Origin of the sequence: Gracilibacillus massiliensis (genome assembly GCF_001458115.1) — a bacterium.
GTDB classification, from domain to species: domain Bacteria; phylum Bacillota; class Bacilli; order Bacillales; family Amphibacillaceae; genus Gracilibacillus; species Gracilibacillus massiliensis.
In genome coordinates this window covers 104,002-115,989 of record NZ_CZRP01000010.1, presented here as the reverse complement: position 1 = coordinate 115,989, position 11,988 = coordinate 104,002, and the positions used below count along the sequence as shown (strand labels likewise).

Genomic DNA, 11,988 nt, shown 5'->3' with positions numbered 1-11,988 from the left:
AATATGGAGGTTTTGTTATTTAGGAAAACTCTTTATCAATGGTAGCTAGAGCAGCTCCTATTACTTGATGCATATCGTAATACTTGTAAGTAGCTAATCTTCCACCAAAAATGACATTTTCTTCTATATCGGCAAGTTCCTTATATTGTTTATACATCTCTGTGTTTTTAGAATTGTTGATTGGGTAATAAGGCTCGTCATCAACCGTCCATTCTTTTGGATATTCTTCCGTAATAACTGTATGTTCTTGTGTACCAAACTCAAAGTGTTTGTGTTCAATAATTCGGGTGAAAGGTGTAATATCATCCGTGTAGTTTACGACAGCATTACCTTGAAAATTATCTGTATCATCTAATATTTTGGTATCGAAATGTAAACTGCGATACTCCAGTCTTCCATAGCAATATTGGAAATACTGATCAATCATACCGGTATAAACGACTTTATCTGCTAATCGATCGAGCTTTTCTTTATGATCAAAATAGTCCGTATTTAATTGAACGTCTATTCCATTAAGCATTTTTTCGATTATTTTCGTATAACCACCAATGGGTATGCCTTGATAGCGATCATTGAAATAATTGTTATCATATGTAAAACGCACTGGTAGACGTTTAATAATGAATGCCGGAAGTTCGTTAGCTGGTCGCCCCCACTGTTTTTCTGTATAACCTTTAATTAGTTTCTCATAGATATCTGTACCTACTATGGAAATCGCTTGTTCCTCTAAGTTAGTGATAGTAGACCCTGTAATAGTTTTTTTCTGCTCTTCGATTTTTTCCTTTGCTTGTTGAGGAGTAGAGACTCCCCATAGTTTGTTAAATGTGTTCATATTAAAAGGTAAGTTATAAATTTCCCCGCGATAATTAGCGACAGGGGAATTCGTATACCGATTGAATTCAGCAAATTGATTGATATAATCCCAGATTTTTTTACTGTTGGTATGGAAAATATGTGCCCCATACTTATGAACCTGAATTCCCTCAATTTCTTCAGTGTATACATTTCCCGCAATATGGTCTCGTTTGTCGATTACAAGACATTTTTTATCACGTTTATGTGCTTCGTGCGCGAAAGTTGATCCGAACAACCCGGCACCTACAATTAGATAGTCGTACACGATGACATCCCCTTTTTGTTGTTTAGTAGAGTAATAATTATATAAATTCTTTACAAGCATCCTATTATTTATGGTAAGCTATACTTTAATATCAATGTTATTTTTTCACATTCTGTCGGATTTGGCAATACGAGAACTGAGACAGACTGTCAACGAATGAAAGGGACTGCTATGAATACCGAAGCTTTAGAATATTTTATAAAAGTATATGAGAAAAAGAGTGTAACTGCTGCAGCAAAAGATTTATATATAACTCCTCAAGGTGTAAGTAAGACGATAAAGCAATTAGAACTAGAGCTAGAAACAGAATTATTTTATAGAGGGCCACGAGGTGTTGAAGCGACAGAAGCAGGTGAGTTGTTACATGCGCGTGCTAAACACTTGCGTTATCTAATTGAGGATATTAAACAAGAAATAAGTATTATTAGTGGTAGTAAAGGTATCTTAAATGTGCTGGTTACCTATTCGACAACTGCTGTATTACCGGTGGATTATCTTTTTCAGTTTTCGGAAATTTACCCCGACATTCAATTAAAATTAAGGGAATATCCAGATGAATATCCTTTAGCTAATTTATTTGATGACGAAGTAGATGTAGGCCTGGTAATGGATCCTGAAGGTATAGATAATTGTGAATATGAAGTAATTGCTGAGGGAGAAGTTGTTTTAATTGTATCAAATAGTCACCCGCTTGCTGCAAGAGAAGAAGTATCTGTCGAAGAACTAACTGATGATCCGATAGTCGTAAAAGCAGTTAGTAATGGTAAAGAACACCTTTTTATAGAAAAATGTTTAGAACAAGGTTTCTCACCCAATATAGTCCATGAATTTGGCAGCATACTAACGGCACATCGATTATGTGAAATTAATGAATACGTAGGTATTTCGATTGATTTTGTAGAAGAATCAATTGATAATAAACATTTAACAAAAGTCCGATTGAAAGATAAAATTCCACAACATGTTTATCTTGTTTATCGAAAAAGAGGGGTACAATCTAAAGTCGTTTCCTTATTCCAAAAATATATAAAAGAATTGAAATAGTCGTTTTGACATGGGTCTGTTTATTGTCAGAACGGTTTTTTTTGTATGTGAAAAAGTATTTAATCCGCGGTACCATAGGATTTTGAACTATGATAAGGTAGTAACATGGAGGCTAATATACTAAAAGAAATTCTATTTAATCATCGCCAACATTGGAGAACGTTGAGAGATTGCGGGGATATGAAAAAAGGATTTAAACTCTTTGTTTGTGAAGGTTGCCATGAGACGAAACACGTTCCCTATCGATGTAAAGAACGCTTCTGTAACACATGTGCTTAGGGAGAAAGCGAAGATGTGTATCAAGTGAACCATCGACATGTGATTCTCACGTTTGATGAAGATTTACGATATATATATCTGTTGCGACGAGAATTGTTAAAACCACTAATGGATGAAGGCGTGCGTTTGATTCAAGAATTTTTTGAAGAAAAGGTAAAGGTAACACCAGATATTATTGCGGACCACCATACGTTTGGTTCTACGTTTATGATTATATTCCGTATACCAGGTTGCGTAAGCAATGGCAAACAGTAGTATTGAAAATGATTCGTGCATATTTGTCTCCGAAAGAGAAAAAGAGGGTGCAAGGCCGATTACAGAAGGCGTATACCGCAAATGGAGAAGGTTTTTATGTGTATGCACCAAAAAAAATAGAGGGAATGTAACCGAACCATTACTCTATATAGGGTATTATATGCGACGACCAGCGATTAGTCTGAATCGAATTGTGGCCTATGATGGTGATTTTGTGACGTTTACGTATGTGGATAAGAAAACAGGAGAAAAAGAAACGAAAACGATGATGGTAGAAGCATAAATTAAATGTTTGATTAGACATATTCTCGATGAACAATTTAAAGTGATTCGTCATTATGATATTTATTCTCGAAGAAGTAAATCGATCTGCAGAAAGCTGTTAGGGAAGTGGCAAGAGAAAGTGGAGTGCATCCTCGTGAAAGTGAAAAAGACTTTGCACCGTCAAACGTGGAGAGAGCGAGTGATCGCAAGTGGAGGAAAAGACCCTATGATTTGTCCTCATTGCGATAACTATTATGACTATATGGGAGAAGTTTGCCTAGATAAATGGGCAGTTGGATATAAAAGTAGCCTTTAATCAGGGAGCGAGAAACTATTTAGATAGGGTGATACGTTATCTCACGCATACCGAAAAACCAGAAAAAGAAACAAAAAGGCAGAGATTGTTTACAACTTGGAGAAGGTATAGTTAAATCCTTAACATTTTCTAATTTAAAGATATGTAAGAAAATTATCAAATATGCAGTTTATGAAATAAAATCTACCGTTTATGAGAGAAGTAAAAAATAAGGGATAATATGTGATAATATTTTTTTAAATTAAATTATATTTAAGGGAAGGTGAGCTTGGATTATTAATGAATCCGTTATCAAAATGAGTGGGTCTTAAACCTTAAATATATATTTTAGTTTGAGAAGATAAATGTAAAAAGTAATCTGGAATTTATGGAAGAAAGAGGGGTAAAGTATGGAAAAGAAAGAGAAGCAATCAAAAAGTAAAATGAGTAGGAAAAAGAGAAACATTCTTATCGCAAGTTTTAGTACACTATTTGTTATAATAGGTGGAGTTTTAATTTATGGTTTTGTTATTACATCTTCTGGGTATTGGTTGCTAGAAAAATTTAAACCGGATACAGAAGAACAACAATTAGCATTTTCCAGTGCGAAAGAGACAGTCGAAAAGATTACCGATGAAGGCTTTGTACTAATGCAGAATAAAGATGATTTTCTGCCAATTTCTACTTCTGAAGAAGAAAAAGCCAAGATTAATGTGTTTGGTATGAGAGCGGTTCAAACCTTGTATAATTCAGGTGGTTCCACTGCAACAGACGTAACATCTGCAATGAAGCTTGAAGATGCACTTCGAGAGGAAGGTAATTTCGAGTTGAATGAAGATTTATTATATTTACAATATAACTTTATAGCAAATGGTGATATTTCGATTGATGAAACGGAAGCACCTGCAAATAAAAGTGATTCTGAGATATTAGGAACAGAAAATAATATTAAACTCCCTGAAGTTCAAGCAGATGCATATGAAGATACTTCTTTATATGAAGACGGAAGAACAATTATTGAGCATGCAAAAGATTATTCTGAAACGGCTTTGATTGTGATTGGCCGTGGAGGCGGGGAAATGGTTGATTTGAGTGCAAAAGACCTTCAACTGTCAGACGATGAAAAAGCTTTAGTTGATACTGTTAGTTCGAACTTTGAAAATGTTATTTTAGTTGTAAATTCAGCAAATGTAATGGAGTTAGACTTTTTAAAGGAGTATCCATCTATTAAAAGTGTTCTATGGATTGGATATCCAGGTGAAAGTGGAACAAAATCTCTAGCTAGAATTTTGAATGGTTCTGTTAATCCTTCAGGTCGTTTAGTAGACACATGGCCAAAAGATATTTTAAGTATGCCAGCAGCGAATAATTATAAGGGTATTGACGAGGAAGGTAACTGGACTGGTGATGATTTCCATTATACTAATGCACCAGAGGAAAAGGGGTATTTCGTACAAAATCATGAAGGGATTTATGTAGGTTATAAATATTATGAAACCCGTCATGCGACCGACGAAAATTACAATTATGATGAAGAGGTAATGTATCCTTTTGGACATGGTCTTAGCTATACCAACTTTGAGAAAGAAATAATAGACATGGCTGTTGAGGGTGAGGAAGTAACTGTACGTGTTTCAGTAAGAAATACCGGAGATGTACCTGGTAAGGATGTTATTCAACTTTATTATAATCCTCCTTACACGGGTGCAATAGAGAAGTCTTCAGTGAACCTAGTTGCTTTTAACAAGACGAACGAAATTCAACCTGGCGATACTGAGACTTATTCACTTTCTTTTCAATTAGAAGATATGGCTTCTTATGACTATCAAGAACATGAAGCGTATGTCTTAGAACAGGGTAATTATGAAATTATGTTAATGAATGACTCGCATACGATGGTGGATTCTGAAACGTATAATTTAGAAGATAATGTTATATATAATGAGGAAAATGATGGTAAGAGGCCATCAGATGCACAAGTTGCCGCAAATCAATTTGAAGATGCTCACCATATCGATGATTATCTAACAAGAGAATGGGATGAATCCAGCCGAGCATTTACAGGCCCTCAAGAGTCTGACTATGTTGCAACAGAGGAAATTCTCGATGCTATGTCCTATGAAGTACCTACAGATAAGTCCTTAGGATATACGGATGAAGATATGCCAGCTTATGGACAGGAGCTTGAAGAAACTATCATGCTCTCCGACATGGTTGATGTTCCTTACGATGACCCAAAATGGGAGGAATTTGTTTCACAATTAACACTTGAAGAATTGACACAAGTCAGTGGAACAGGTGCTTACCAACTATTAGAAATTGAACGATTAGGTGTACCGAAGACTTTACAACCTGATGGTACGATGGCTATTGCATCTAATGTATACTCAGGTCCGATCATGGGTACAGAAGGAGTCGGTGTCACATATCCATCACCAAATATTGTTGCAGCAACTTGGAATCCGGATGCAGGGTATTTAATGGGTACAAGTGTTGGTAATGAAGCACAAGCATTTGGCTATAGTGGTTGGTTTGCACCAGCGATGAATATTCACAGAACACCATACAATGGTAGAAACTTTGAGTATTATAGCGAAGATGGCGTGTTATCTGGAAAAATTGCTGCACAAGTAGTTAAAGGTGCTAAAGAAAAAGGTGTTATCACTTATATAAAACACTTTGCTTTAAATGAGCGTGAAGCAGGTGTTCGTTCAACACTCTTTACTTGGTCCAATGAACAAGCAATTAGAGAAATTTACCTAAAACCTTTTGAGATTGCTGTTAAAGAAGGCGGTAGCTTAGGTATGATGAGTTCGTTCAATTACATTGGATTGGAATGGGCAGGAGGAAATGAAAGCTTGTTGACGGACGTGCTTAGAAACGAATGGGGCTTTAAAGGTATCGTTATCACAGATGCTAACATATATCCACATATGAACGTTATGCAAATGATCCATGCAGGAGGGGATGTAACTCTTGATGTGATGGCTGAATGGCAAGGTGGTAAGAATCAAAGTGAGATCTTCATGGAAGCTGCAAAGGATTCTAGTACAGAAGTAGGAACGGTTAAAAGCTTACAACGAGCAAATAAAAATGTACTCTATGCTGTATCACGTACTTGGAAAATGCAGCAGTAATACCATATTGTTAAAGTGTCAATCATCCGGAGAAGTTGGAAGAATATTAAAACGCTAGAGCAAATGAAAAATTTCACTCGAATTACGTATTCAATACAGTTATATTACTGTAAACAGAGTAGTTTAAAGTCTATATCTTAGGCTGAGAACTGCTCTGTTTTTTCATAAGGAAGAAATAATCTATGTTATAATTTCTATGAAATATAACCTAATAGTAAATTTGAATTATAAAATTGTTTTTATATTTTTCAAACAGATAGGATAGACAGTTGTAATCAGTAAAAAATGTATACCATGTAAAAATATTTTTTTGAAAAAAGTAGGAAAACATAAAGAATAAAATGAAAGGAGAGATACTATGATACGTATCGCAATAGTGGAAGATGATGTGAAGTATCAGCAACAATTAACCGAATATCTGAGAAGGTTTGAAGAAGAAAAAGAAGAAATACTTACCATAGAGACATATTCTGATGGTGATGAGATCGTTAAAAATTATCAGTCTAATTATGACGTTATTTTAATGGATATTCAAATGAATTTTATGGATGGCATGTCTGCAGCTGAGGAAATACGTTATTTAGATGCAGAAGTAATTATTATTTTTATTACGAATTCTACACAATATGCGATTAAAGGGTATGAAGTGAATGCTTTGGACTATATTTTAAAACCTATTTCTTATTTTCAATTTTCAGAACGATTAAGTAGAGCTGTAGATAGAATAAACCGAAAAAAAACTCATTATCTAACGATTAATATCAAAGGTGGCGTGAAGCGTTTAGAGGTCTCAGACATTTATTATGTGGAGAGTCAGGGGCATAATTTATTGTTTAAAACACAGAAAGAAGAATTTGTCACAGCTGGAACAATGAAGGAGTTAGAGAAAGAATTAGGAAGCTACCATTTTTTTCGTGCACATAAAGGTTATTTGATCAATTTGGAACATGTAGAAGGTATGAGCAATAATTGCGCAGTTGTTAGAGGGGAGAAACTGTTAGTCAGTCGCAATAAAAAGAAACCCTTTATGGAAGCCTTAACGAAATATTGGGGAGAAGTGATACAGTGACAGATGTATTGCCAGATATTCCACGATTATATACGGCAATAGCCGAATGGATTGCTTGTATTGTTTATGTTTCACTAATAAAAAAGAAGTTACATGGCTGGAAACTTATTGGGTTTGCTGTTTTGGTTTTATTTGCACAAGCTATATTTTTAATAGCTACAAAGGATTTACCTATTGAATTTTGGATTCCATCCATGATTGTAGCTATCGCATTGATGTTTCTTTTTATTTACCTCAGTTGCGATATTACACTAATTGAAGCTGGTTATTTTAGTGTTCGGGCATTTGTTGCAGCTGAATTAGTTGCATCATTTGAATGGCAAATTCATTATTTTTTATGGCAAGGTGAGCTAGAAAATACGTTTATGGCATCCACCTTTCTATTTATCATAGTATATGTTTTCTCTTTTGGGTTTATTTGGATCTTTGAAAGGAGACTTATGCCGAAAGAAGGAAAGTTAAATATTAGATACCGTGAGTTTTTTTCTACATTGGCGATAGGAGTGGCTGTTTTTTCCATAAGTAATTTGAGTTTTGTTACTTCTCGTACACCATTTAGTGGGCAATATGCACAAGACATTCTTAATATACGAACCTTTGTAGATCTAGGTGGATTTGCAATATTATATGCTTACCATATACAAATCAACGATTTAAGAGTTCGGCATGAATTACAAGCTGTGCAAAGTATTCTAAGAAAACAGTATGAACAGTATCAACAATCGAAAGAGAGTATTGCAATTATAAATTATAAATATCATGATCTAAAAAACCAAATAATAGCTCTTAAAGCACTAGAAAATCAAGAAGAGAGAAGTGAACATTTAGCGAAAATGGAGAATGAAATTAAGTTTTATGAAGCACAGAACAAAACAGGGAATCATGTGCTAGACACACTTTTTGCAAGCAAAAATTTATATTGTATAAAGAATAATATAACACTAACCTATGTAGTTGATGGCACATTGTTAAATAATATGGATATAATGGATATATGCACAATTTTTGGAAACGCTTTGGATAATGCAATTGAATATGAACGGCAAATAGAGGACGAAGAAAAAAGGTTAATACATGTAGCGTTGTTTAAACAAAAAGGTTTTTTGATGATAAGGTTTGAAAATTATTTTGAAGATGAACTGCATTTAATTGAAGGTTTACCTCAAACAACAAAGAAAGAGTCACATCTACATGGTTTTGGATTAAAAAGTATTCGTTATACATTGCAAAAATATGATGGGGTAGTGAATATAGAGAAGAAAGGGAGTTGGTTTGAAATGAGAATTCTTATGCCACTTTTGGATTAGCTCTTTTATAATTAAATTATTTATAAGTATTTCATTTCTGATAAAAAAATACTATCACAAAACTTGGACTAAGGTTCAAGTTTTTTTGGGTTTTGTTTATGGTAAGTTCATAATTGCTATTTGGTGAAAGTCTAATCCAAATAAAGCCACTTGGTAGTTAATTTGTAATTGGCAAAGCAGAAGGCGGAAGAAGTTTTAAAACTTCGTGAAAGAGTTTGAATGCAATTAATAGTTCTGATATTTATGTCGAGTGTATAAACCCTGAAGTTCGAGAATCATAAGGTAGTATCTAATTCCTATTTTTTGATCTACATTAAAGTACAACATTTAGCGGAGAAGCAACTATATGAAAAAATTCCAAATAGTAAAAACTGTTAGTAAATTTCATGAACAATTCGTGGGATAAACTTGACTGTTTATGAAGCTAGTCGTTTTTTGTATTTAAAATATGCTAAAATTTCTTTGTTCATGGTAAGGTGCGACAATTCTTTTAGATTGTAGGAAAGGTAGCATAAAGACATATTGTAAGCGTTCTTAGATAATGAAAAATCTCTGATAAAGGTGAAAGTCTTGCTCGAAAAATATATTGGAGAAACAACTGAATTTTTGGGATATACATAGTTATCGAGAAAATAAAAAGGTTTTCATGGTTTGTTTTACATTATGTGGACTAACTTACCTTTCATTCTTAATAATCTAAAGATAATTAATATAATTTAGATGCAAAAGTAACAACTAAATTCTAGAAAAAGAGGTATCAAAAAAATGAAATACACTGAGATAATTGATAAGATGACCCTTGAAGAAAAGGCATCTTTAATGTCTGGTAAAGACTTTTGGCAAACAGAAAATATTGATCGTTTAGGAATTAATAATATGTTTTTGGCAGATGGTCCTCATGGTATTCGTAAGCAAGCAGAGGCTGCGGACCATTTAGGATTAAATGAAAGTATCCCGGCAACATGTTTTCCTACAGCTGCAACAGTGGCAAATAGTTGGAATACAGAACTAGGCAAAGAGATTGGTAGTTTCATAGGCGCAGAAGCAGTAGCACAAAAAGTGAACGTATTATTAGGCCCTGGTATTAATATGAAAAGAGATCCACTTTGTGGTCGGAATTTTGAGTATTTTAGTGAAGATCCTTACCATGCTGGAAAAATTGCTGCAAGTTATATTCAAGGAATTCAATCACATGGTATTTCTGCCTGTGTAAAGCACTTTGCCGTAAATAATCAAGAAGAAAGACGAATGACAATTGATACAGTGGTCGATGAGCGAACATTGCGTGAAATTTACCTGACTGCTTTTGAGATTGCTGTCAAAGAAGGACAATCAAAGACGGTTATGTCTTCTTACAATCGACTAAATGGTGAATATACAAATGAAAATATTCACTTGATGCAAGAAATATTGCGCGATGAGTGGGGCTTTGATGGTGTTGTTGTTACGGATTGGGGAGGCAGCAATGATCGTGTAGCAGGTCTTATAGCAGGTAATGAGTTGGAAATGCCAACAACAGCAGGAGAAACAGATAAGGAAATTGTCAAAGCGATTTACGATGGAATCATTAGTGAAGATGCTTTAAACGTATGTGTGGACCGATTATTAGATCTTCATTTTACCACAGAGAAAGTCTTTGAGGGAGAAGTGAAGACATCTTTTGATATTGAAAAACATCATCAACAAGCACAGAAGGCGGCAGAAGAATCGATTGTTTTATTGAAAAATGAAGACAACATTCTTCCTTTATCAAAAGATACAAAAATAGCAACAATCGGTGACTTTGCCAAGAATCCACGTTATCAGGGTGCTGGCTCATCGATTGTTAATCCTACTAAATTAGACAATACGTTAGATATTATTGAAGAATTGCCTATAACACACATCGGTTATGAACAAGGTTTTGAACGCTATGGAAAACGTAATAAGAAAATGATGAACAATGCTTGTCAACTAGCGGAAAACGCTGATGTTGTATTATTATATATTGGTTTAGACGAAGCGACAGAAGCAGAAGGTCTTGATCGAAGTAACATGAGACTTCCTGAAAATCAAGTGGAATTATTACATGAACTTCATCAAGTTAACCCGAATATTGTAACGATATTGTCTTGTGGTTCAGCGATTGAAATGCCTTGGATCGACAAGGTAAAAGGGTTAGTTCATGGTTATTTAAGCGGGCAAGCTGGTGCGCGTGCAATCATGAATGTCGTGACTGGACAGGTCAATCCATCTGGAAAGCTGGCGGAAACATATCCTTTAACCTATAAAGATACTCCAGCCTATCAACATTTTCCGGGAAAAGAAGTAAGTGTAGAGTACAGAGAAGGCTTGTTTATCGGTTATCGATATTATGATTCTGCCAAGGTAGATGTGCGCTTTCCTTTTGGATACGGCTTAAGTTATACCGAGTTTGAATATAGTGATATTGATGTAACAGACAATCAAGTTGCATTTACGATAAAAAATGTAGGTGATTATGCTGGTGCGGAAATTGCTCAGTTGTATATTCATAGTCAATCCGATCAGATATTCCGACCGGAGAAAGAATTAAAGGGATTTACCAAAGTTTTTCTTCAACCAGGCGAAGCAAGACAAGTAACGATCCCTTTTGATGATAAAACATTTCGTTATTTTAATGTTCAATCAAATAAATGGGAAATTGAGAGTGCATCCTATGATATCTTAATCGGTACATCCAGTGCTGACATTAAATTAAAAGATACTAAGTTAATTAAAGGGACAGATGCACCACAACCTTACCATAAGGCAGAACTACCCTCCTATTATCATGGAAAAGTTGCTGATGTAAAACAATCAGAATTTGAAACATTACTTGGTAGAAAAGTACCTGAATCATCGTGGGATCGTTCCAAACCTTTAGGATACAATGACACGATTGCTCAGTGTCAATATGCAAAGGGAATGGTTGCTCGATTGGCTTTTCGACTTATTACGTTTTCTCATTGGTTTTTACGTAAAATTGGTAAACGTGAAACAGCGAACCTCATTATGATGTCAGTCTATCATATGCCATTTAGAGGAATTGCTAGAATGACAGGTGGAGTAGTGAATATGCCAATGTTAGATGGAATATTAAAAATGGTGAATGGCCATTTCTTTAAAGGATTAAGACATTTCTTGCGAGAACGAAGAAAGATGCTAAAGTCGCAACAACAAGTAGTTGGAAACAGCTAATGCGACAAAGGAGAGATAAA

General features: G+C 34.7%; 9 protein-coding genes. 8 read left to right on the top strand and 1 reads right to left on the bottom strand.

The genetic code is table 11. The features are described 5' to 3' along the window. Positions 1–19 precede the first annotated feature (19 nt). Positions 20–1,120 (bottom strand): UDP-galactopyranose mutase, encoded by a 1,101-nt coding sequence (glf, locus tag BN3107_RS02830; protein WP_058306130.1) that lies wholly within the window; start codon positions 1,118–1,120, stop codon positions 20–22. Between the two features lie 171 nt (positions 1,121–1,291). Between glf and BN3107_RS02825 the strand changes: the two genes are divergently transcribed. From BN3107_RS02825 to BN3107_RS02795, 8 genes are all read left to right on the top strand, one after another. Then, complete coding sequence (locus BN3107_RS02825) at positions 1,292–2,164, top strand: LysR family transcriptional regulator (RefSeq protein WP_058306129.1); 873 nt, start codon at positions 1,292–1,294, stop codon at positions 2,162–2,164. A 105-nt stretch (positions 2,165–2,269) separates the two neighbouring features. Then, positions 2,270–2,443, top strand: a complete 174-nt coding sequence (locus BN3107_RS20315) for a transposase zinc-binding domain-containing protein (RefSeq protein WP_187370985.1) — start codon at positions 2,270–2,272, stop codon at positions 2,441–2,443. Between the two features lie 15 nt (positions 2,444–2,458). After that, entirely contained in the window at positions 2,459–2,698 is a 240-nt protein-coding gene (locus BN3107_RS19945; protein ID WP_058306128.1) for a hypothetical protein, read from the top strand. After that, complete coding sequence (locus tag BN3107_RS19940; protein ID WP_058306127.1) at positions 2,685–2,981, top strand: transposase; 297 nt, start codon at positions 2,685–2,687, stop codon at positions 2,979–2,981. Before BN3107_RS19945 ends, BN3107_RS19940 begins: the two co-directional genes overlap by 14 nt. Before the next feature lie 686 nt (positions 2,982–3,667). Then, a complete protein-coding gene (locus BN3107_RS02810) occupies positions 3,668–6,394 on the top strand; it encodes a glycoside hydrolase family 3 C-terminal domain-containing protein (RefSeq protein WP_058306126.1) in 2,727 nt (908 codons plus the stop codon). A 358-nt stretch (positions 6,395–6,752) separates the two neighbouring features. Further along, positions 6,753–7,463 (top strand): LytR/AlgR family response regulator transcription factor, encoded by a 711-nt coding sequence (locus BN3107_RS02805; protein WP_058306125.1) that lies wholly within the window; start codon positions 6,753–6,755, stop codon positions 7,461–7,463. Further along, positions 7,460–8,770, top strand: coding sequence for an ATP-binding protein (locus BN3107_RS02800; protein ID WP_058306124.1), 1,311 nt, complete (start codon positions 7,460–7,462; stop codon positions 8,768–8,770). Before BN3107_RS02805 ends, BN3107_RS02800 begins: the two co-directional genes overlap by 4 nt. A gap of 765 nt (positions 8,771–9,535) precedes the next feature. Next, positions 9,536–11,968 (top strand): glycoside hydrolase family 3 C-terminal domain-containing protein, encoded by a 2,433-nt coding sequence (locus BN3107_RS02795; protein WP_058306123.1) that lies wholly within the window; start codon positions 9,536–9,538, stop codon positions 11,966–11,968. Positions 11,969–11,988 lie beyond the last annotated feature (20 nt).

Coding starts and splice junctions, on each gene's coding strand:
- BN3107_RS02795 (WP_058306123.1), top strand. CDS start 9,536: ATGAAATACACTGAGATAATTGATAAGATGACCCTTGAAGAAAAGGCA.
- BN3107_RS20315 (WP_187370985.1), top strand. CDS start 2,270: ATGGAGGCTAATATACTAAAAGAAATTCTATTTAATCATCGCCAACAT.
- BN3107_RS02810 (WP_058306126.1), top strand. CDS start 3,668: ATGGAAAAGAAAGAGAAGCAATCAAAAAGTAAAATGAGTAGGAAAAAG.
- BN3107_RS02825 (WP_058306129.1), top strand. CDS start 1,292: ATGAATACCGAAGCTTTAGAATATTTTATAAAAGTATATGAGAAAAAG.
- BN3107_RS02805 (WP_058306125.1), top strand. CDS start 6,753: ATGATACGTATCGCAATAGTGGAAGATGATGTGAAGTATCAGCAACAA.
- BN3107_RS19940 (WP_058306127.1), top strand. CDS start 2,685: ATGGCAAACAGTAGTATTGAAAATGATTCGTGCATATTTGTCTCCGAA.